Here is a 20,668-nt window from a genome sequence, read left to right as displayed (position 1 = left end):
AATTGAATACTATCGAGCAAAGAGTAAATGATATAAAAGAAGATTTAGATTTCTTTGAAGATGAATTATCAAAATATGAATATATTATAGATTTAGGAAAAAAACTAGAAGAATTTAATGAAAGTGACAAAATCCCAGCAAATATAGTTCATGGTTGTACCTCACAAGTTTGGTTAACCCATGAGTTAAAAGATGGAAAACTATATTTTCATGGAACAAGCGATGCAATAATCGTAAAAGGTTTAGTTTATATGATATTAAAAATCTTTTCAGACTCAACAGTTGAAGAGTTAAAAGAGATTGATATGGATATTGTCCATGAATTAAAACTAAGTGATGTTATAACTCCAAATAGACAAAGTGGAGTTATTGGAATGATGAAAAAAATTAAAGAGTATGCGCTAAATGCATAAAGGATAAAAAATGGAAACAATTTTTGATTTAAAAAGTATAGAAGAAAAAATAATAGAAAATTTAAAAAAAGTATATGACCCAGAAATCCCATCAAATATTTATGATTTGGGATTGATTTATAACATAGAGTTTGAACAAAAAGATAGATATTTACATTGTACAATCACAATGACACTAACAAGCCCAACTTGTCCAGTAGCAGAAAGCCTACTTGAGCAAGTAAAATATGTAACATTAGCTGTTGATGAAGTTGATGAAGCAAAAGTAACACTTGTGTTTTCTCCACCATGGGATCCATCAATGATGAGTGAAGATGCAAAAGAAATCATGGGAGCAAGTGGAGCAGCTATGCCGTTTTAGGGCATAGTTCCCATACTTCTTAGTCTTTCTCATTTTTTGCAAGTCCAGATAAAATAGCTACTAAAATTAAACTATAAATCCAACCAAATAATATTTCAAACCACATTATCCAACGAGTAAAATCATTGAGTGTCCAATTGTTTGAAGAGACATATTGTCCCCAATCTTTCTCTACTTGTAAATCAACGATTGGTAATATCACATCTAATGAATACATAAAAGGATTGAATGTTGTGTATTCTTCATCAAGTAGTTTACTATTTGTCCAATTATTACATTCAATTGTATCATCTGTGCATTTGTAATCTTTACTATTAAAAAAATCTCCAATTACTGTACCTTCATCTGCAATTTTAACCTTATAATCTTTATATTGAAAAATTAAAGGATTACTTGGTGCAAAAACTGCAACACTTGAAGCTTTCCAATAAAATAAGCTACAAAGAAACCAAACTATGAACATTGTCCCTAAAACTTTCATAGGTTTGTAACCATATCCAGCAGTTTTTCCGTATATCCATTTTAAAATAGATATAAATAATCTATCACAAGTAAGAAAATCTTTTTTTCTAAGTTCATCATTATATTTAATCATAATATTATTAGCATCTTCATTATGTCCCATATTTCGTAGAACTTTTGCTAATTGTTTGTAAGGTTGTGGTTTAAAATTATCTTCTTTGGGCATTTTTTCAACTAATTGGGAAAATATAATGGAATTTAAATGCTCATAAACACATCCATCTAAATCTATATTTTTAACATTAGAAATATCAAAATTCAATCTTGATATTTGTGCAGAATTTAAAATCAAAGATGCAATTTTATTTGAGTTTGAAAATATAAAAGATTTACCTATAAAACAAGAGTGAAAATTTACTTCTCCACTTGCTTCAAAACCATCTCTTAAAAATACTGAACCACATATCCAAATCTTATTGCTTTCTATTGTTTTAAATTTTCCGCCAGAAAAATACAAACTACCACCTATTTTTGATGATTTAAGCTTTAAATCACCTTTTGCAATAAACTTAGAATTTAAAAATAAACTTTTCCCAACTTCCACTCTAGACAAATTTATATTTTCAAAAACTCCATCTGTTAACTCTAAATTTTCTCTAATAATTGCTGTATCAAGATTTATTTCTTTTTTAGCTTTAAATTTATTTTTCAAGCAAAAATCACTATCACAAATTAAACTTTGTCCATATAACTCATTAATTTCAGAACCATCAAGTTTTATATATTTAAGTTTTGAATTAGACATATCTATTTTTTTGTCAAAAATTGAATTTTCAAATTTAAATGGTAAATCTGTACTACAAAATGAAAAATCAAATATCCCACTTATATATACACCACTAAATCTTATTCCTTTTGGGTCTATTTTTAAAATATATCTTTTATTACTTTCTTCTATCTCTTGATTATCACTCAAAATCAAAGTTCTTAGAAACTCTCCTCTTATCTCATTGTCATCTATTTTTACTTTTGGTCGCTCATTTCCCAAGTCAAGTATTTCACCTTTTTGACAAGCTTCTAAAAGTCTTTTTTCTGCTGGTTTCATATTTGAAAACATTATAAATTTCCTTTTCTAATTTTTTATATGTAAAAATTTTGCTATTTTCTTTACATATAAAAATAACATGTAAAGATTTTATCATTTTCTTTACATGTCTTTGAATAATTCAAACAGTTTATTATGTACATAAAAAACTTCTTTTCCTATCTTTTTACTTGAAAGGATTCCTAGTTTTTCTAACTCATTAAGATAATTAGTTGCAGTTGGTCTTGAAACATTTAGTTGTTCTTCTATAAAAGCTCTTTTTGTGTAAGGATGATAAAAAAGTGCTTCTAGTAAATCTTTACTATATATTTTTGGTTTTTGCTCTATTATTATGTTTTTAGTTTCATTCATAAGATTTTCTATATTTTTTATTGTTTTAATTGTCTCTTTTGAAATTTCCTCAATACCTTTTAATATAAATAAAATCCAGTTATTCAACCCATCGTTAAAACTAACATCATTTAATAGTCTGTAATAATCTGCTTTGTTTTTAATAATATATCTACTCAAATACAAAATAGGAACATCTAACAAATTTTCTAAAACCAAATATAAGATATTTATGATTCTTCCAGTTCTTCCATTTCCATCATAAAAAGGATGAATTGATTCGAATTGATAATGAATAATCGCCATTTTTACTAAACTATCAAAATCTTCTAAACTTGAATCATTTATATAATCAACCAAATTCGTCATAAGTTCTTCAATATCTTTTGGATTTTGAGGTGGAATTAGTTTTATTTCTCCAGTTGTTGGATTTTTTAATACTGTTCCACTTTGTTTTCTAAAACCTGCATCATTTTTTTCTAAAGTTGATTGAATTTCTTTTATGTGATTTATAGTTAAAAACTTTTTAGTTTTAATAATCTCAAAACCTAAATACAAAGCATCTTTATAATTTTGAACCTCTTTTATATCACTATTTATAAAACTATCTGAAATATCTGAACGATAAATTTCATCATAAGTTGTAATAATATTCTCAATTTCACTACTATCTTTAGCTTCTTGTAAAACTAAAGTATTTATTACAATTTTTTGATTTGGTAAAGAGTTTGCAATACCTTTTAATTCAGCTAATGTTTTATGTGCTCTTATTGTGGCTCTTAAAATCTCTTTTGTTTCTATATCTTTTTTTAAAGGTAATTTTGAGGGGATAAACTCTTTCATTTTAATTTTTATTTCCCTAATATTTTTTTATTTAATTTTATCTTTTTATATCATTTTTTAACTTTAAAACTTTTTCTCATTTGACTAACAACAATTTTATAAGCTTCTTAATTCTTTAAATTTTTGAAAAGCTCTCGTTTATCAAATTGTCATTAAATTCTATTTGAGATTTAATTATGGCAGATTTGCCATAATTAAAATATATTCTTAGTATTTTCATTTTCAATTCTCATAATAAGTCGATAATGACTCCAACTCAATTGGTCACACAGTGTGTGACGATTTGGAAAAATCAAATAAAACTGTCTCATCATTTTTAAATTAGTTGTATTAAAGCCTCTTCCAAAATCAACTATTAGCTGTTTTGATAATTCACTTATAAGATTTGAGCCATATTTTGCTTTTGTTTCTCCATTTTGTTCAACTTCTACTATTTTTTTACCAATATTCCAATAAGCTTCTACCATTATAAAATTTACAGATTTATAGGCATTGTCTCTTGCTATTTGTAAAATAGATTTAATATCATGATAAAAACTGTTTTGTGTTTGCAATACTTCTTTCATCTATAAATTCCTTTTTCTATTCTTTTAAAACTAATAAAATATTATACTAAATATAAATCATAATTAAATAATTTATATAAATTACTTATCAACACAAATTAGAGCAATAATAAATAGTATATTTAGCAATAACAAACAATTATTACAGCAGTAATTAAGAAGATTAAAATTAAAAAAAACTCTACAATTTCCCCAGATTAAAAAACATTTATTTAAAAGGCAAACCAGATGGCAAAGATAAAAAAAGTACTTATTGCAAATAGAGGTGAAATAGCTCTTAGAATCATTAGAGCTTGTAAAGAGCTAGAAATTGGAAGTGTTGCTATATTTTCAGAAGTTGATGTTGAGGGTATTTGGGTTAGAAAAGCTGATGAATGTTATCCAATCATGGGTGATTTAATTCAAGCATATCTTGATTATGACAGAATTATTTCAATTGCTAAAAAAGCAGATTGTGATGCTATTCACCCAGGTTATGGATTTTTAAGTGAAAATGCTGATTTTGCAAGAGCATGTGAAGAAAATGGAATTATTTTCATTGGACCAAAACCTGAACACATAGAACTTTTTGGTGATAAAATGGCTTCTAAAGTTGCTATGAAGAAAGTTGGTGTTCCAGTACTTGAAGGAACTGATGAACCAGTAGTTAGTATTCACGAAGGTGAAAAAGTTGCAAGAGAAATTGGTTTTCCTGTAATCATCAAAGCTGCATTTGGTGGTGGTGGACGTGGGATGAGAATTGTAAAAGCTGAAAAAGATTTTAAAGAGATGTTTGAAAGTGCTACAAATGAATCAATGAAATATTTTGGAAGAGATGAAGTTTTCATTGAAAAATATGTTGAAAATCCAAGACATATCGAAATCCAAGTTATCGCTGATAAATATGGAAATGTTCTTCATTTAGGTGAAAGAGATTGTTCTATCCAAAGAAGACACCAAAAAGTTATCGAAATTGCACCTAGTCCAAGACTTAATAACGAAACAAGAAAAGAACTTTATAGAATTGCTACAAAAGCAATGTTTAAATTAGGTTACGAAAGTGTAGGAACTGTTGAATTTTTAGTTGATGCTCAGGATAATATCTATTTTATTGAGATGAATACAAGAGTTCAAGTTGAGCATCCAGTAACTGAAACAATCACAGGTGTTGATATTATTCAAAGAATGATTGAAATTGCTGAGGGTGATAAATTACAATTTTTACAAGAAGAGATTCAATTTAGAGGTTATGCTATTGAATTTAGAATAAATGCTGAAAATCCACAAAAAAACTTCATGCCAGGAACTGGAACTGTAAGTAAATATTTAACTCCAGGAGGTCCAGGAGTAAGACTTGATACAAGTATTTATACTGGATATAAAGTTCCTGCAAATTATGACTCAATGATTGGAAAACTAATTGTTTGGGCATTAACTTGGGAAGGTGCAGTTAAAAAAGCTAAAAGAGCTTTAGATGAATTTTATATTGAGGGATTCCCTACAAATATTCCACTTCATAGAGAAATTGTAAGGGATGAAGATTTCATCAATGGAACTTTTAATACAAGTTATTTAGATAAAAAAATGGAAATCTTCACTCTTAATAGTGAAGATAATATTAAAAAAGAAGAAGAAAAGATTGCTGGGATTATGAAACTAATGGAAACAATCAAAAAAAATAATATCAAAGTTAAACATTAAGAATCTCTTTTGAGATTCTTAAACTTTCTTCTTAATATATAGGATATTTTAATTAAAACAATGTAACAATATTTACATGAAAGATTTAAAATATTTTATTATCAAACTAATTCTTAGTGCTATTGTTTTAACAATTGCATTTATATATCTTGAAAAAAAACCTCCAGTAACTGCTATTAATTTTGAAGTAAATAATAAAGCTGATACTTCAACAAATGTACCTTCTCAATTAAAATGGCATGATCATTTTAAAGGAATAGAAAACTTACCTTCAAAACCTAAAGAGAATAATTAATAATAACTATTCCTTAATGTCATAAATATTTATTTTATTAAGTATAATTAGAACAAATTATACTTAATAAAAAGGGGAGCTATGAAAAAGTTTTTTGCTTTATTTATATTGTTGATAAGCATACCAACTCTATTATCTGCACAATCAGTTGCCTTAGTAAAATCCGTTAAAGGTGAAGTTAATGTTACTCATGAGAGTAAAAAAGTAAGTGCCTTAAAAGTTGGCGATAAGATTTTTGTAAAAGATATTATTAATACAAGTACTAATAGTACAATTGGTCTTATTTTTGAAGATAATACATTAATTTCAATTGGTTCTAATTCTGAATTTTCAGTTGATGAATATCTATTTGAACCAGCAGATAAAAAAGTAAAATTTGGAAGTAATCTTTTAAAAGGAACTATGGCTTGTATCACAGGTCTAATACCAAAAATAAATCCTGAAGCAATGACAATAAAAACTAAATCAGCATCAATTGGGATTAGAGGTACATATTTTGTAGTGGAGGCTAAAGAATGAGATATTTAATATCATTTTGTATGTTAATTGGAGTTTTTATTTTCTCAGGTTGTTCTGCAAAAGGTACTCAAATAACATTATTACCTGAAGAAGGTGGCAAAACAGGAGTTATTTCAATCGCTGATAATAAAGGTGTAAAGTATAATATTGATACTGCTTATTCATCATTAAATATTTCGCAAAGAGGTGAAATAGAAAAAAAAGTTGAAACAGAAAAAGTTGTTGAAACAAAATATGCAGAAGTTTTAAATGCTTTACCAAAAAAACCTCAAAGCATTTTATTTTATTTTCCTAATAATAGTGCAGAGTTAAATAAAACTCAAATAGCAGAAATAAAAAATGTCAATCAACTAATTAAAGACAATGATATTATAGAAGTGCTATGTATTGGACATAGTGATAGCGCAGGAGATAAAGAGTATAACAAAGCCCTATCATTTAAAAGAGCACAAAGCGTAGCTAGTATCTTAATGAAAGATATGACTGATAAATCTCTAATTAAAGTTGAATATTATGGAGATAGTGCTCCATTGGTTAAAACAGCTGATAATGTATCTAATGCAAAAAATAGAAGAGTTGAAATTATTCTAAAATAGATTCTACTTTTTAAGAGACATCCTTTGATGTCTCTTTTTATTTATTAAGTTTTCTTGAAAAAATCGTGAGTAAAATTCCCATAAATATCATCATTGTTGATAAAAATAGCGTTGAAGTTAAGCTCTCATTTAAAAAGATAATACTGATTATAATAGAGATAATTGGCACAAATAATTGAATTATTCCAGCAGTTATAAATTGCATTTTGGGCAATATTTCATACCATAATAAATATCCAATTGCTGATGTTAAACTTCCAGATATAAAAGCCAAAATCAAACCTTTTTGAGTTATAAATGTATTTTCAGGTAGAAATAAAATATAAAATATCCCTACAAAAATAAGAGATTTTGTAAAATTATCCATTGTGTTATATAAAGAATCAGAAGATTTTTTTCCAAGAACTGTATAAACTGCCCAAGAAATTCCAGCAATAATCATTAAAAAAGCATGAAATAAAGAGAGTTCAAAACTCTCTTTTGGATATAAAAGATAAACCAATCCAAACATTGCTAAAACAATTCCAGCAATTTTTTGCAAATTTATTTTTTCTTTATGAAATAATGAAAATATTATCATTACAAGTTGAACAACAGCAAAAAGAAGTAAAGTCCCTACTCCTGCATCTATATTTAAAAAAGAGTATGAAAAACATATTGCATATAAAAATAGCATCAAAGAACTAAGCCAATTTGATTTTTTTGAGAAATATATTTTTTTTCTTTTATAAAAAAATATTAGAATAAGAGTGATTGAGCCAAAAAAAAGTCTAAACATCGTAAAAGTGTAAGCATCAATAAAATTGCTTGATAAGGCAAATTTACAAAGTATTGAATTAAGTGCTAAAAAAAGCAATGATAACAGTAAAAAAAGAATAAATTTGATATTTAAAGTTTGATTCATTTTTATACTATATCACAAAATTATCTTTTATGATGTAGTATAAATCTGAAAATTCTTTTTAATAAGTCTCTTTTTCTATGATTCTATCAAGTGTAGAAATCGCAATGAATTTATCAAAATAGGCTCTATTAAATCCTTGTTTTGCTTGAGTTAATAAGTAGTTTGCATCTGTTAAATCTGTACTTGTTGAGACACCCTCATCAAATCTATTTTTTACAATACCGTAATTTTCTTTAGCTTGAAGAAGTGCTAATTTTGATGTTTCAAGATTATCAAGGGCAACTTCAAGATTTGATTTTGCATTTTCATATTGAAGTTTAATATCAAGTTTTGTTTTACTTAAAATTGAATTTGCATTAAGATATTTTATTTTATAAATTTCAGTTTGAGAAGAATCATATCCTCCATTGTATAAGTTCCATGTTGCAGTTACATTTGCAATATTTTGATTTTCTTCTTTATTTTCTATATTTTTAGATAATTCATCATAATATTTATTGTGAGAAACCGAAGCATCAACTTTTGGATAATACCCAGCTTTTGCAGATTTTTCTAACTCTTTTATAGATTGTAAATTCATTTTTAAAGCTTGAATTTCACTTCTATTTTCAAGTAGTTTTTCATCATAAACTGAACTTTGAATAGCTTGTTCATTTAGCTTTTCAATAGTTTCATTTTCTAAATCAATTCCACCTAAAATATTTGATAATTGGAATTTTGCGATTTTTAAATCACCTTGTGCTTTAACCACATTTTGTTTTGCACTTGACATATTTACTTGAACTTGAAGTAAATCATTTTTTGCAATTAAACCTTGTTCATATCTATTTTTAGAATCTTCATATTGTTCTTGAAACAAAATATAAGCACTTTTATAAGTATCTAAAGCATTTTGTTTATCAAGATAGTTTATATATGCTGTTTTTGTGTTTAGAACAATATCTTGTTTTGTGGCATTTAATGAATATTGCGAAGATTGTGATAAGTAAATAGATGACTCTTTTAGCGCTAAATCTTTAAAACCATTAAATAAATTGTATGACAATTTTAAACTTGCAACGCCTTCATCTGATTCAAATCCAGCATTTGCTTTATCAGTATTTGTAAAACCATAAGACGCATCTAATTTTGGTAAATAGTTTGCATTATTTGACTTTACATTCTCTAAACTTTCAATATAATCATAATTTTTTGATTGTATATCAAAATTGCTTTCTAATGCTTTTTTTACAGCGTCATCTAGACTTAAAGCATTTAGATTAACAGCTAAAAAAGCTGTTAATGATAGTGTTAATAATTTTATTTTTTTCATAACTATTTTCCTTTTAAGATTTACTTACATCTACATTTTGAACTGATTTTTCATCAGGATTTGCTCTTTTTTCTAATTTAATAAAAAACATTAAAAGAGCCGGTGTAACAAATATAGTAAATACCGTTGAAAGTGTAAGTCCACCTGTAATTACTGAACCTAAACCTCTATAAAACTCACTTCCTGGACCTGGAATTAAAACTAATGGTAACATTCCAAAAATAGAAGTTAGAGAACTCATATAAATAGGTCTAATTCTTGTTCTTGTAGCTTCAATAACTGCTGCTTTATGTTCATAACCCTCATCTCTAATTAGATTTAAACTTTGATGAACAATTAAAATTGCATTATTTACAACGATTCCAATTAAAATAATAAATCCAAGCATTGTTAAAACATCTAAAGGTTGTGGCTCAATAAATTTATTTGTTAAAGCAAGTCCTATAAATCCACCAGCAGTTGCAAGTGGAACTGTAAACATAATAACTATTGGATATAAGAAATTCCCAAATAATGCAGCCATTAATAAATAAATAATTATTAAAGCCAAAATAAAGTTCATACTTAACATTCCAATTGTTTCTGTTAATTTATCAGCTGCTCCACTTATTCCGATTTCAACATTTTTTGAAATTTTTCCATCTTTTTCCATACTTTCAATTGCACCACTTAAAATAGTCATAGTTTCTTGAATAGTCATATTAACAGGTGGTGTTACTTGTAAAGTAATAGTTCTTTTTCCATCTAAGTGTCTAATTTCACTAATTCCTGTTGTATCAAATGCACTAGCAAGTGAAGACATTGGAACTAATGCTCCATTTGGAACAACAACTTGCGCTGAAAGAATATCTTCAGGAGTTTTTATTTGCTCATCATTTGCTTTTAAAACTAAATCTATTTTTTTCTTTCCATCTTGTTCAAAGTCTGATATTTTTCTTCCACTCATTAAAACATCAGTCATAATACCTAAATCACTAGAACTTAAATTTAGAGCTTTTAAAGCATCTTGATTTGGTTTTATTCGCACTTCTGGATAAAGTAACTCAATAGATGGAACTGGTCGTACTTGTGCTCCCGAAATTGCTCCACTAGCTGCCATAAATAATTGAGTTCCTACATTGGCAATATCCTCAATCTTTTCACCACTAATATCAATATTAACTGTTTTACCCTCTCCAATATCATCTTCAAAAACACCTGATTGCAAAGATACTCCAAATACTGATGGAAGTGAATTTACAATTGGTCTAAAAAATGGTATTAATTCCCTTGCACGGCTTTCATGCATTGAAGTTGCACCAAATAAACTAAAATCTCCAAAAGAGACAAAAAATGCTCTATTTATTCCTGGAACTCCATCTACATCTTTATTTATATTTGGCTCGACTTTTTTCATCAAATATGCACCCATGTTATATCTTTCTTCATAAGAAAGACCAGGAGGTGTTATCAAAATATTAAAAATTAAGTTTTTATTTCCTTGTGGTAAATAATCCATTTTAGGAAATAAAGAGATAATAATTAAAGCTGAAAATATACCTAAGCTTCCTATTGTTATTAACTTGTTCATTGTTGTTTTTAATGACCATTTAATTATTCTCATAAATAAATTTACAAATTTATTTCCAAATCTTGTTAATGAACTATCACCTCTTGGCTCTTTTCCTGAAATACTTGCAAATTTTTTCCAAAGCATTGGAATAACTGTAATTGAAACAAATAAAGAAAATAACACAGATGATGTAACAGCAATTGCAATATCTTTAAATAACTGCCCTGCTTCATCTTGTAAAAAGATAATTGGAATAAATACAGCCATTGTTGTAGATGAACTAGCAACTAAAGCTCCCCAAACCTCTTTTGTTCCTTTGTAAGCTGCATCACTTACACTCATTCCTTCTTTTCTATGTCTATCAATATTTTCTAATACAACAATTGCACTATCAACTAACATACCAACAGCAAAGGAGATTCCAGCTAGTGAAATAGTATTTAAACTTCTTCCTAGCCACGATAGAACAATAAATGTTCCAATTACTGAAATAGGAATTGCCACAGCAACAACTGCTGTTGGAGAAGCAGCTCTTAAAAATAGTATTAAAATTATTACAGCTAAGAGTCCTCCAACTAAAATATTTTGTTGCACTAAATCAACTGAACCTACAATATATGGCCTTTGGTCATATATCCATCTCATATTTAAACCCTCTTTTTTAAGAGTTGTTTCATTTAATTCATTTACAACTTTTTCTACATCATTTGTAAGTTGTACAATATTCGCATCAGCACTTGGTTGAACACCTAAAAATATTCCATCTTTACCAAAAAACATAGCAACTGTACTTGGAGTTTCATATCCAAAATCAACTGTTGCCACATCGCCTACTGTTACTCTTTGTTCTCTATTTGAAACTAAAATAACATCTTTTATATCTTGAGGTGATAAAAATTTATGTACTGTTCTAATTCTATATGAACGTCTACCCATATTTTGAGTTCCTGCAGAAATATCTACATTCTCTGCTTGTAAAATATCAATAACTTGTGGAATTGTAAGATTATAAGCTGCAAGTTTATTTACATCAAGATTAACTTGCATCTCTTGCTCTCGTCCACCTCCATCCATAGTTCCTGAAACTCCATCAACTCTTTTAATAAGTGGTTTTATTTCATTATTAAAATATGTTCTATATTCATCAATATTTCTTTTATTATCATCTAAAGTTTGTAACATCATCCAAATAACTGGACTTGCAGTTGCAGTTTCAATAATTGGTTCATCTACATTATCAGGATAAGAACTAACTTCATTTAGTTTATTTGAAACATCTTGAAGTGCTACTCTAATATCAGTTCCCAGTTTAAAAGTAAGTTTTACTTCTCCTGAATTATCTGTTGAAGAAGATTCATATTCTAATAAATTATTTAAACTTTTTAAAGCATCTTCTTGCTCTTCTATAATTTCTCGCTCTATTTCATAAGGCGTAGCACCTGGCCATACTGTTGTAATTTTAATTTCAGGTTTTGAAACATTTGGAGTTAATTGGTAAGGTAAATTACCAAGTGATATAAATCCAAATAAAACCACAATCAAAACTGAAACAATAATAGTTACAGGGTTTTTAATTGAAAATTTTATTAAATCCATGCTTTATCCTATTTGTTTTCAGTATTATTATTTAATACTTTTACACCCATATCAGGGAAAACTCGCTCATTTCCTTTTGTAACTAATTGCATTCCATCAACTAATCCCTCGCCAGTAATTGCAGCATTTAATCCAAAATAAGTAGTAACTTTTACAGGAATCATCACAGCTTTATCATTTACAACAGCAAAAACAACATCCATATTAAATCTTTTAATAACTGCATCTCTATTTATTACAAGCGCATTATTTTTTGTCTCTTTTGCAAAATTAATTTTTGCACTTGCTCCATCAAAAATGAATTTATCTCCTGCATCTGCTTTGAATCTAACAGGGAAAGTTCTTGTTAATTTATCCCCACTTGGAATTGCAGCATAAAGTTTTGCTTTAATGATTTCATCTGAAATATTTATATCATAAACATCTCCACTTTTTAATCCACCAATAAAAGATATAGGAAGATTAAAAACAATTTCTAAATCTTCTGTATTTACTATTGTTGCTACTAAACTTCCTTGATCTAACCATTCATTTAAATTTATATTTTTTTCAACAATTACACCAGAATATGGAGCTTTTATAACTTTTTTTGATTTTTGAATACTAAGCTCATTTAATCTTGCTTTTGAAGAAATAAGATTCTCATTTGCAACATCATATTCAACTTTTGCATCATCAAAAACTTTTTGTGAAATAGAATTTTTTCCAATTAAAGAAGCATATCTATCATAATTTTTCTTTGTATTTTTTAACTGAACTTCATACATATTCACAGCAGCTTGTGAAGCTTTGATTTGTGCATCTAAAATATCAGAATCTATTTGAACTAAAACATCATCTTTTTTAACTTTTTGTCCAACTTCAAAATTTATCTTTTTTACCACACCTGAACTTTCACTTGCAATCTTTGATTTTTTATCAAAATTCACAGTTCCTATAAACTCTTGTAAATCATTCACTTCTTGTGTTTTTAATGCTTGAGTTTCAACTAACGCAACTTGAGGTGCAGCCTCAGCTGCATTTAAATTTGAAAACATTAAAAAAGTAGATACTAAGACTAAACTAATTTTTTTTATCATTTTTATTTCCTTATATTTTTACTATTAACTTATGTACAATTTTATGAACTATTGGTGCAACAACCACAATTATAGGAAAGGCACAAATAAAAGCAATCCCCCATGCATTTAACCAGCTAGTGATAAAAATCTCAACAAAACCTAAATTTATATATGTAATTATGAAGCTCATTATAAAACTCATAAATAACGCCATAAAAAAGGCGAAAACTATTCTTTCATATCTTCTACTTATCATTTTTTTTCCTCTATTAATTCAAATAAATTATTTATAAAATTTTTGCAAAGGCTACTTACATCAAAATGCTCTTGAGTCATTTTTAGTAAAGTCAAACCATTTTCAAAAACAATCAAACTGTCTACAAAATCTAAAGATTTTGGTATTAATTCTTTTTTCTCAATTCCCTCAAGAAAAATCTTTTTCAATTGCTCTGTAAAAAAAATATGACATTTATTGTTATATTTTTTCATTGATTGATTATCATCACTTAAAACAACTGATAAATACTCTTTATAACCATTAAACTCTTTTTGATTTTCAGCACTTTCATCCAATACAAATTTAAAAAAAAGAAAAACTTTATCTTTTATTGTTTTTATATCTTTTATATTTTCCAAAAATTCATTATGGTAATTTTCAATATTTATATTAATTATTTCAAAAACAATATCATCTTTATTTTCGAAATACTCATAAATAGTACCTTTTCCAATTCCTGCTGTTTTTGCAGCTTCTGAAACTGTTAATTTTCTAATTCCCACCTGATTTATTAAATCCATGCACGAAATAGCTATTTCTCTTCTTCTTTGTTCTTTATCAACTCTTGGTGCCATGATTATCCTTAAAAAATATTATTTTTTATTGACTGACCGTCGGTCAAGTTTGAAAGTATACTAAGAGAAACTTAATTTATTTTGAATTTTTGACCAATGGTCAATAAATATTTAAAATAATTAATAGCTCTTTTGAACTATTAATTTAAGAAGAACAAGATAGTTTTATATTTGCATGTTTCATTGGAGTCGGCTGTGCATATCTTTCAAAAGCAGGATGCCCATCATAGGGATTTTGAGCAATTTTTAGTAAATCATTTACCAAAGTATAGTCTCCCTCATGGGCTTTTTCAATAGCTTCTTGCAAAATATAGTTTTTTAAAATATATTTTGGATTTACTTTTTTCATAACTTCAAATCTTGATTCAAAAGTTGTTTTTTGTTCATCACAAACTTTTTTATAAGATTCAAACCATTTTTTAAGTGGCTCTTGAAAAACTGCTATATCAAGAATAGAACATAAATCATCAAAAGATTTAAGATGAGTTAATCTATAAAAGAAAACATTGTAATCCATCTTTGCATTTTCTAAACTTCCAAGTAATTCTAAAATCAAATGAAGATTTGAATTTCCACTTTTTGAAGCATCCAAACCTAATCTTTTGTTCATTAAATCTAAATATACTTTTTCATGTTGTGGTAAAAATGCTTTCATATAAGATTCTAATTTACTCTCATCACAAATCAATTTTAAAGCACTAATTAACGCAAATAGATTCCATCTAGCAACATAAGGTTGGTTATTATAAGAGTATCTCCCCTCTTCATCTGAGTGATTACAAATAGAGTTTTTCTCAAAATAATCCATAAAAGCATAAGGACCATAATCAATTGTAAGTCCAGCAAGAGAAAAATTATCAGTATTCATAACTCCATGTTGAAATCCATAAACTTGCCATAAGGCTATTAGTTCAGCTGTTTTATCTACTAAAGAATAAAACATTTTTTCATATTTGTTCTCTTGATTTTCCAAATGTGGATATGACTGTTTTATCACATAATCAGCCAGTTGAGAGATTGTCTCTTTATCCCTACTTCGAGCAAAAAACTCAAAAGTTCCAACTCTAATCCAAGATGGTGACATTCGAAGAACTATCGCACAAGACTCTTGTTCCCAATCCCTATGAGCAAAAGAATCAGAATCAATAATTCCCAAAGCTCTAGTTGTTGGAATTCCAAGACCAAACATCGCTTCGCTCATAAGATATTCTCGAATTGATGAACGTAAAACCGCTCTTCCATCACCACTTCGTGAATATCGAGTAAGTCCTGAACCTTTTGTTTGTAAATGCCAGTTGTTTACACTTCCCAAATTTATAGCTCGACCATCTCCAAGTTGTGGAACAAAATAACCAAATTGATGCCCAGCATAAGCCATAGCAAAAGGAATTGAACCTTCTAAAATCTTACTTCCATTTATAAAATCCACAAAATCTGAAGTTTCACACTCAGAATAATCAAGATTTATTAAGTCACAAGCAAGTGGGTTAAATGATACAAATTTAGGATTTTTTAAAGGCGTAGGATTTACTTTGTGATAATACTTTTCATCAAACTCAAAGTAATCAACTTCAAGTTTTAGTTCGTTTAATTTCATAATTTTTCTCTTTTAATAAATATTTGTTTGAATATGCAAGAAGCTTACCAAAAGAGAACATAAAAGAGGATGAAGATTATCTTGTTAAATATCTTTACAGTTTTTTGAATTCATTTTAAATTAACAACATTTATATTATGAACAGTTAGATTATAAATATAGTCTAAGTATTCAATTCCAAATATTTTATAAGAAAATATAAATAACATAGATACAATTATTGAATAAATAAGACTTAACAAAGAACCTATTAAAAAATACTCTGCATTATTTTGATTATCTAACTTTTGATACCGTGAAATTGTTTTTAGTCCAATAACTAAGCTTACTAATATCCAATTCTGAGTTACTATCCCAATAAAATACAAAACTCTTTCATAGAATCCAATTCTACTACCATTTTTTAAAGGTTCAGAATCCTCTTGGGAAACTGTTGTTGTATCAAGTACTCTAGATTTAAATAAAAAATATTTAATAATCTGATTACCAATATACAGAAAACATATTGAAAGACCTAAAAAAGTAATTGCTAATAAAAATTTTATAAATTTATCTTCTATCATTTTATTATTTCCCTATATTAATTTTAAATTCATTAAAATATTTTCTTTTTAAAGACTCTTCATCAAAAATAAAAATACTAGATATTTGACCAAAAATTCTTCTTATTAAATTATATTTAGAACGTTCAAAATAATTATATAAATTTCTTTCCCCTGTTCCCATTTTTAATTCCAGCTCATCCATATTACTTTTCTGAATTATTTTATAAAATAAAAATAAAATTTGCTTATTAGTTAAATTAGATAAAGTATCTTCTAACAAAATTCCTATAGTATTTAATAAAATTGTTTTATAAATATCATCTTGAATAAAAAAACTATATTTTTCTTTTTTATTATTTAATAATTCATTTGTATTTGTTAATCCCATTCCTAACATGTTATATGCAGATTTATAGTTAATATCCCCAGTAACATCTCCAAAACCAATAGCAAATCTGCAGTTAATCTTTTTATATCTAAAATATATATCCAAATACAATAATAATGACAATAAAGAATTAATATCTTTCATAATAACTTGAAATTCATCACCAATTTTAATCTCTAAAGAAGATAAAATACTTTCATTAAACTCTTCTTTAGCATTATTAATTACATCATTTAAATCTGTCCATAATTGTTCTTCATCTATTTTTCTGCTATTAATAATATCACCCATTAATATAAAATGTTTCTCCATTTTATTTCCAATTTACATAAAATTTTATATATTATAACAGAACTAATCTAATTTTGAATATTATAGTGTTCAATTTATATTTTTGAATATTATAGTGTTCAATTTGTATTTTTGAATATTATAATATTCAATTTATGCAGATATTAAAACAATCGTTTTACTATTTCTTGTACAAAACATCAATATTTCCTAATTCCAACCCAAACCTAAGCCAGCATACAATAAACTGCCACACTAGATAAAGGGAATAATTATATGGCTACAAATTTACAATCTATCAAACCAGATAGACCTAATATTATAACTTCGCCAATCGAAGGTATAAAATTTTATAGAAAAATGGATACTCAATCAGTTGTTGCGCAAATGATTGCAGGAAAATATGTTTTTGTTGAAGAATATTACAGTAATGGGTTACAAGTTCTTGCTGAACTAAAAAAGAATCTTTCAGAAAAATTCAATGACAAAAGCTTTCAAGGACAACGAGATTATCGAGCAGCTTTTAGAAAAGCTTCACACAGATTACTAATCAAAGTAAAAGATAATAAACTAGATGTTAAAAAAGCTCCAAATATTGGCTGGTTAGAATCACTTTATCCAGATGTTTCAGAGTTTTATATATCTTTTCCTGAAGTTCAAGGAATGAATAGTTCATGGCAATGGCATGAAAAAGGTCTTGAGATTAAAACTTTGAATTTAACGATTCATCCATATTATGGAACATATTTCCCAACAAGATTTGACCATTTAAAACTGTTTGATAAGTGGTTAAAAAAATATGATGGACCTAAAGATAATGCCATTGATATTGGTGTGGGAAGTGGTATTTTAACATATCAATTAATTCAAAATGGTTTTGAAAATGTTTATGCAACTGATACAAACAAAAATGCGATTATTGGCGTTTATAAAGATGGCAGAAGATTAGATTTCCAAAAGAAAATAACTCTAAATCACTGTGATTTATTTGGAGATTTTGATAGAAAAGTAGATGTAATTGTATTTAATCCTCCTTGGTTATTGGCAAAACATAATTTAGAAGAGGGAATTGATAAAGCTATGTATTATGAAGAAGACCTATTTCCAAGGTTTTTCGAAGAAGCAAAAAAATATCTAAAAGAAGATGGAAAATTAGTTTTAATATTCTCAAATCTTGCTCAAGAAGTAGATAATCAAAGCACTCATCCAATAATAGAAGAACTACAAAAAAATAATAGATTTAGAAAAGATTTACACTTAAGACGAGAAGTAAGAGCTTCATCAAGAAGAACTCAAAGAACAGATTCAAGAGAGACTGAAAAAGTTGAATTATGGGTTTTAGCTCACAAAAAAGTTAAATAAGTAAAGAAGCCTAAGCGCTCTTTACTTTCTCATCAATCAAATTTCTAACACAAACATCAATCATCTCAAAAACTTTATCAAAACCTTCAAATCCATCAAAAAAATATGGATCAGGAACACACTCTCCATTAAAACCAAAATCACCAAGTTTTATAGGATTTTTACAACCTAAGTTTTTTAAATTTGAAATATTGCTATCATCAAGACCAACTATTAAATCAAAGGTTTTAAAGTCTGACTTTTTTACTTGTTGAGCTTTTTGCTTTGAAATATCGACACCATTTAAAAGTGCAACTTTTATCGAATTATCACAAGGTTTTTCACCAATATGCCAATGTCCAGTTCCAGCACTTTCAATCACTAAATTTAAATTTTTCTCTTTTATATAATTTTTTGCAATTCCCTCGGCAAGTGGCGAACGGCAAATATTTCCTAAACACACAAATAAAATTGACTTTACTTCCATTAAAATTCATTTCCTTCAATACTATTATAAGAATAGGTTTTTATCTCTCCATCTTCAACGATATAAGAGATTTCAATTGGTCGACAACAGACTTCACAATCATCAACAACAGTTTCATGTCCATAAATACCTGTGTCTAAAAGAATCGAAATTGCCTGTAAGCAATATGGACATTGGATATGTATCTCTTGCATTTTTTATCCTTTTTTGTTAGTTTATCAAAACATTAATTAATCATTTAAAACTATAAAATATGTTACTATTTCAAAAATTTCAAAAGGATAAATCATAGCAACTTGTAAAAATTGTAAAAATGAAATCGAACCAAAAAAAAGACAATGTCCCTACTGTGGAATTTTAAACCCAACAGTAACCCTAAAAGATGTATTTGTAGGCATTGCTTTTGTTTTATTTGTTATGAGTATAGTAACTTATTTTGTAAATAACTAATTATCTTTTTGTAATAATTGCATATAAAAATCCAATTCCTAAACCAATAAAGTGAGAATACCAAGCAATTGGAAGCCCAATTATCAGCGGCGCAACCGAGATTAATAAAATCCAAGTTATTATTCCACCTCTTTGGGCTTTATCATAATAAGCTAAATACCCAAGTAAAGCACAAATTGCTCCTGATGCTCCAACTAAATTTACATTATGGTCTACATAATATATATATGCAAATGATAAAATTGAAGTTAATAATCCAGTTATTAAATATAAAGCAACAAACTTTTTAGCACCCATAAATCTTTCAAGTAAATTTCCAAATTGCCAAAGAACAAACATATTCATCCCAAGATGTCCAAGTCCTCCATGGGCAAACATAGAACTGAGTGGTTGCCACCAAAAACCATATACTAAAAAATATAGATTTAATCCAAATAATAAACCACCATTTGAAATATTTATTTGAATAATATACATTAAAACTGTAATTGTTATTAGAACATTTGTGGCAGTGAAATCTTTTTTGCTAAAGTTTTTTAACATTGTTTTTATATACCTTTATTGTGCAATCTATTTTTGAAGCTATCTCATTTTTGTCATAATATTTAAAATCTGTATAAAACTTGAAAATCTCTTTATCATCTGCTAAAAATGAAGTTAAAATAGCTCCTGAACAAAATTTACAATCACTTGTTTTTTTGTTTTGGTCTTTTTTATCGTTCTCTATTATTTCATATTTTATAGTTAAATATTTTTCAATATTTGGCTTTGGAGGTTTTTCAATAGCTTTTACATAATAACTATTTAATTCATTCAAAGAGATAAAATCTTCAATAATAGATTGTGTTTGCTGGGATTTTTTGTAAGAGCCTTCTATTTTATAAAAACCTTTATTTAAAGCTTTCATAGACTTATTTAGAAGGTCTTGATTATAAACTTTTGAGACTGTAAAAATCTCTTTTTCACAAGAAAGAGGAATAACTCTCTCTTTTGTGACTTCGTCATAATCATCATTTGCGATATATTTTGAGTATAACATCATAGTGATAGAAATAAGTACGATAGAAGCTATAGTAAAAAAATTATTTACAAGTACACTATCTCTAGCTCCTCTTTTCATCT

At 27.1% G+C, this 20,668-nt stretch carries 23 protein-coding genes; 7 read left to right on the top strand and 16 right to left on the bottom strand.

Annotated features, from left to right (window positions below; all coding sequences use genetic code 11):
* Window positions 1-2: 2 nt before the first annotated feature.
* Both AVENP_RS04320 and AVENP_RS04315 read left to right on the top strand, forming a co-directional pair.
* Window positions 3-413 carry a SufE family protein gene (locus AVENP_RS04320; protein ID WP_128357436.1) on the top strand — a complete coding sequence of 137 codons (411 nt, stop codon included), beginning with the start codon at window positions 3-5 and terminating at the stop codon, window positions 411-413.
* A 10-nt stretch (window positions 414-423) separates the two neighbouring features.
* The gene (locus AVENP_RS04315) at window positions 424-774 is read left to right on the top strand and encodes a metal-sulfur cluster assembly factor (RefSeq protein ID WP_128357437.1); all 351 of its coding nucleotides are present in this window, start codon (window positions 424-426) and stop codon (window positions 772-774) included.
* Between the two features lie 19 nt (window positions 775-793).
* Here the strand turns inward: AVENP_RS04315 and AVENP_RS04310 are convergent, their stop codons facing one another.
* The 3 genes from AVENP_RS04310 to AVENP_RS04300 form a co-directional block, all read right to left on the bottom strand.
* A complete protein-coding gene (locus tag AVENP_RS04310) occupies window positions 794-2,353 on the bottom strand; it encodes a hypothetical protein (protein ID WP_128357438.1) in 1,560 nt (519 codons plus the stop codon).
* Window positions 2,354-2,443: 90 nt separating this feature from the next.
* On the bottom strand, window positions 2,444-3,514 hold the full coding sequence (locus tag AVENP_RS04305; RefSeq protein ID WP_128357439.1) for a Fic family protein: 1,071 nt from the start codon (window positions 3,512-3,514) through the stop codon (window positions 2,444-2,446).
* Window positions 3,515-3,708: 194 nt separating this feature from the next.
* Window positions 3,709-4,080 (bottom strand): DUF1016 N-terminal domain-containing protein, encoded by a 372-nt coding sequence (locus AVENP_RS04300; protein ID WP_128357440.1) that lies wholly within the window; start codon window positions 4,078-4,080, stop codon window positions 3,709-3,711.
* Between the two features lie 228 nt (window positions 4,081-4,308).
* On the opposite strand from AVENP_RS04300, the gene AVENP_RS04295 reads away from it, so the two are divergent.
* The 4 genes from AVENP_RS04295 to AVENP_RS04280 all read left to right on the top strand — a co-directional run bounded on the left by AVENP_RS04295 (window position 4,309) and on the right by AVENP_RS04280 (window position 7,170).
* Window positions 4,309-5,760 (top strand): acetyl-CoA carboxylase biotin carboxylase subunit, encoded by a 1,452-nt coding sequence (locus tag AVENP_RS04295; protein WP_128357441.1) that lies wholly within the window; start codon window positions 4,309-4,311, stop codon window positions 5,758-5,760.
* 76 nt (window positions 5,761-5,836) lie between these two features.
* Entirely contained in the window at window positions 5,837-6,055 is a 219-nt protein-coding gene (locus tag AVENP_RS04290; protein WP_128357442.1) for a hypothetical protein, read from the top strand.
* 81 nt (window positions 6,056-6,136) lie between these two features.
* A complete protein-coding gene (locus AVENP_RS04285) occupies window positions 6,137-6,574 on the top strand; it encodes a FecR family protein (RefSeq protein WP_128357443.1) in 438 nt (145 codons plus the stop codon).
* On the top strand, window positions 6,571-7,170 hold the full coding sequence (locus AVENP_RS04280; protein ID WP_128357444.1) for an OmpA family protein: 600 nt from the start codon (window positions 6,571-6,573) through the stop codon (window positions 7,168-7,170). The genes AVENP_RS04285 and AVENP_RS04280 overlap by 4 nt, the downstream gene beginning before the upstream one ends.
* A 37-nt stretch (window positions 7,171-7,207) precedes the next feature.
* Here AVENP_RS04280 and AVENP_RS04275 read toward each other — a convergent pair whose 3' ends face one another.
* The 9 genes from AVENP_RS04275 to AVENP_RS04235 all read right to left on the bottom strand — a co-directional run bounded on the left by AVENP_RS04275 (window position 7,208) and on the right by AVENP_RS04235 (window position 17,289).
* A complete protein-coding gene (locus AVENP_RS04275; RefSeq protein ID WP_128357445.1) occupies window positions 7,208-8,074 on the bottom strand; it encodes a DMT family transporter in 867 nt (288 codons plus the stop codon).
* A 58-nt stretch (window positions 8,075-8,132) separates the two neighbouring features.
* On the bottom strand, window positions 8,133-9,386 hold the full coding sequence (locus AVENP_RS04270) for a TolC family protein (RefSeq protein ID WP_128357446.1): 1,254 nt from the start codon (window positions 9,384-9,386) through the stop codon (window positions 8,133-8,135).
* Window positions 9,387-9,399: 13 nt separating this feature from the next.
* Window positions 9,400-12,534, bottom strand: a complete 3,135-nt coding sequence (locus AVENP_RS04265) for an efflux RND transporter permease subunit (RefSeq protein WP_128357447.1) — start codon at window positions 12,532-12,534, stop codon at window positions 9,400-9,402.
* 8 nt (window positions 12,535-12,542) lie between these two features.
* Entirely contained in the window at window positions 12,543-13,613 is a 1,071-nt protein-coding gene (locus AVENP_RS04260) for an efflux RND transporter periplasmic adaptor subunit (protein WP_128357448.1), read from the bottom strand.
* 10 nt (window positions 13,614-13,623) lie between these two features.
* Entirely contained in the window at window positions 13,624-13,851 is a 228-nt protein-coding gene (locus AVENP_RS04255) for a DUF2798 domain-containing protein (RefSeq protein WP_128357449.1), read from the bottom strand.
* Entirely contained in the window at window positions 13,848-14,447 is a 600-nt protein-coding gene (locus AVENP_RS04250; RefSeq protein WP_128357450.1) for a TetR/AcrR family transcriptional regulator, read from the bottom strand. The genes AVENP_RS04255 and AVENP_RS04250 overlap by 4 nt, the downstream gene beginning before the upstream one ends.
* A gap of 145 nt (window positions 14,448-14,592) precedes the next feature.
* Window positions 14,593-16,044, bottom strand: coding sequence for a protein adenylyltransferase SelO (locus AVENP_RS04245; RefSeq protein ID WP_128357451.1), 1,452 nt, complete (start codon window positions 16,042-16,044; stop codon window positions 14,593-14,595).
* 110 nt (window positions 16,045-16,154) lie between these two features.
* Window positions 16,155-16,607 (bottom strand): hypothetical protein, encoded by a 453-nt coding sequence (locus tag AVENP_RS04240; protein WP_128357452.1) that lies wholly within the window; start codon window positions 16,605-16,607, stop codon window positions 16,155-16,157.
* Between the two features lie 4 nt (window positions 16,608-16,611).
* Complete coding sequence (locus tag AVENP_RS04235) at window positions 16,612-17,289, bottom strand: SatD family protein (protein WP_128357453.1); 678 nt, start codon at window positions 17,287-17,289, stop codon at window positions 16,612-16,614.
* Between the two features lie 255 nt (window positions 17,290-17,544).
* Between AVENP_RS04235 and AVENP_RS04230 the strand changes: the two genes are divergently transcribed.
* Window positions 17,545-18,630 (top strand): class I SAM-dependent methyltransferase, encoded by a 1,086-nt coding sequence (locus AVENP_RS04230; protein WP_128357454.1) that lies wholly within the window; start codon window positions 17,545-17,547, stop codon window positions 18,628-18,630.
* A 10-nt stretch (window positions 18,631-18,640) separates the two neighbouring features.
* Here the strand turns inward: AVENP_RS04230 and AVENP_RS04225 are convergent, their stop codons facing one another.
* From AVENP_RS04225 to AVENP_RS04210, 4 genes are all read right to left on the bottom strand, one after another.
* A complete protein-coding gene (locus AVENP_RS04225) occupies window positions 18,641-19,096 on the bottom strand; it encodes a low molecular weight protein-tyrosine-phosphatase (protein WP_128357455.1) in 456 nt (151 codons plus the stop codon).
* A complete protein-coding gene (locus AVENP_RS04220; RefSeq protein ID WP_128357456.1) occupies window positions 19,096-19,290 on the bottom strand; it encodes a zinc ribbon domain-containing protein in 195 nt (64 codons plus the stop codon). Before AVENP_RS04220 ends, AVENP_RS04225 begins: the two co-directional genes overlap by 1 nt.
* A gap of 256 nt (window positions 19,291-19,546) precedes the next feature.
* The gene (locus AVENP_RS04215) at window positions 19,547-20,089 is read right to left on the bottom strand and encodes a rhomboid family intramembrane serine protease (RefSeq protein ID WP_128357457.1); all 543 of its coding nucleotides are present in this window, start codon (window positions 20,087-20,089) and stop codon (window positions 19,547-19,549) included.
* The gene (locus tag AVENP_RS04210; protein ID WP_128357458.1) at window positions 20,073-20,666 is read right to left on the bottom strand and encodes a hypothetical protein; all 594 of its coding nucleotides are present in this window, start codon (window positions 20,664-20,666) and stop codon (window positions 20,073-20,075) included. Before AVENP_RS04210 ends, AVENP_RS04215 begins: the two co-directional genes overlap by 17 nt.
* Window positions 20,667-20,668: the final 2 nt, after the last annotated feature.

Origin of the sequence: Arcobacter venerupis (assembly GCF_013201665.1) — a bacterium.
In the GTDB taxonomy this organism is placed as follows: Bacteria; Campylobacterota; Campylobacteria; order Campylobacterales; family Arcobacteraceae; genus Aliarcobacter; species Aliarcobacter venerupis.
This window is presented reverse-complemented; position numbering and strand designations above follow the sequence as displayed.

Coding starts and splice junctions, on each gene's coding strand:
- AVENP_RS04250 (WP_128357450.1), bottom strand. CDS start 14,447: ATGGCACCAAGAGTTGATAAAGAACAAAGAAGAAGAGAAATAGCTATT.
- AVENP_RS04265 (WP_128357447.1), bottom strand. CDS start 12,534: ATGGATTTAATAAAATTTTCAATTAAAAACCCTGTAACTATTATTGTT.
- AVENP_RS04260 (WP_128357448.1), bottom strand. CDS start 13,613: ATGATAAAAAAAATTAGTTTAGTCTTAGTATCTACTTTTTTAATGTTT.
- AVENP_RS04290 (WP_128357442.1), top strand. CDS start 5,837: ATGAAAGATTTAAAATATTTTATTATCAAACTAATTCTTAGTGCTATT.
- AVENP_RS04215 (WP_128357457.1), bottom strand. CDS start 20,089: ATGTTAAAAAACTTTAGCAAAAAAGATTTCACTGCCACAAATGTTCTA.
- AVENP_RS04280 (WP_128357444.1), top strand. CDS start 6,571: ATGAGATATTTAATATCATTTTGTATGTTAATTGGAGTTTTTATTTTC.
- AVENP_RS04240 (WP_128357452.1), bottom strand. CDS start 16,607: ATGATAGAAGATAAATTTATAAAATTTTTATTAGCAATTACTTTTTTA.
- AVENP_RS04255 (WP_128357449.1), bottom strand. CDS start 13,851: ATGATAAGTAGAAGATATGAAAGAATAGTTTTCGCCTTTTTTATGGCG.
- AVENP_RS04285 (WP_128357443.1), top strand. CDS start 6,137: ATGAAAAAGTTTTTTGCTTTATTTATATTGTTGATAAGCATACCAACT.
- AVENP_RS04225 (WP_128357455.1), bottom strand. CDS start 19,096: ATGGAAGTAAAGTCAATTTTATTTGTGTGTTTAGGAAATATTTGCCGT.
- AVENP_RS04300 (WP_128357440.1), bottom strand. CDS start 4,080: ATGAAAGAAGTATTGCAAACACAAAACAGTTTTTATCATGATATTAAA.
- AVENP_RS04295 (WP_128357441.1), top strand. CDS start 4,309: ATGGCAAAGATAAAAAAAGTACTTATTGCAAATAGAGGTGAAATAGCT.
- AVENP_RS04220 (WP_128357456.1), bottom strand. CDS start 19,290: ATGCAAGAGATACATATCCAATGTCCATATTGCTTACAGGCAATTTCG.
- AVENP_RS04270 (WP_128357446.1), bottom strand. CDS start 9,386: ATGAAAAAAATAAAATTATTAACACTATCATTAACAGCTTTTTTAGCT.
- AVENP_RS04230 (WP_128357454.1), top strand. CDS start 17,545: ATGGCTACAAATTTACAATCTATCAAACCAGATAGACCTAATATTATA.
- AVENP_RS04245 (WP_128357451.1), bottom strand. CDS start 16,044: ATGAAATTAAACGAACTAAAACTTGAAGTTGATTACTTTGAGTTTGAT.
- AVENP_RS04210 (WP_128357458.1), bottom strand. CDS start 20,666: ATGAAAAGAGGAGCTAGAGATAGTGTACTTGTAAATAATTTTTTTACT.
- AVENP_RS04315 (WP_128357437.1), top strand. CDS start 424: ATGGAAACAATTTTTGATTTAAAAAGTATAGAAGAAAAAATAATAGAA.
- AVENP_RS04275 (WP_128357445.1), bottom strand. CDS start 8,074: ATGAATCAAACTTTAAATATCAAATTTATTCTTTTTTTACTGTTATCA.
- AVENP_RS04305 (WP_128357439.1), bottom strand. CDS start 3,514: ATGAAAGAGTTTATCCCCTCAAAATTACCTTTAAAAAAAGATATAGAA.
- AVENP_RS04310 (WP_128357438.1), bottom strand. CDS start 2,353: ATGTTTTCAAATATGAAACCAGCAGAAAAAAGACTTTTAGAAGCTTGT.
- AVENP_RS04235 (WP_128357453.1), bottom strand. CDS start 17,289: ATGGAGAAACATTTTATATTAATGGGTGATATTATTAATAGCAGAAAA.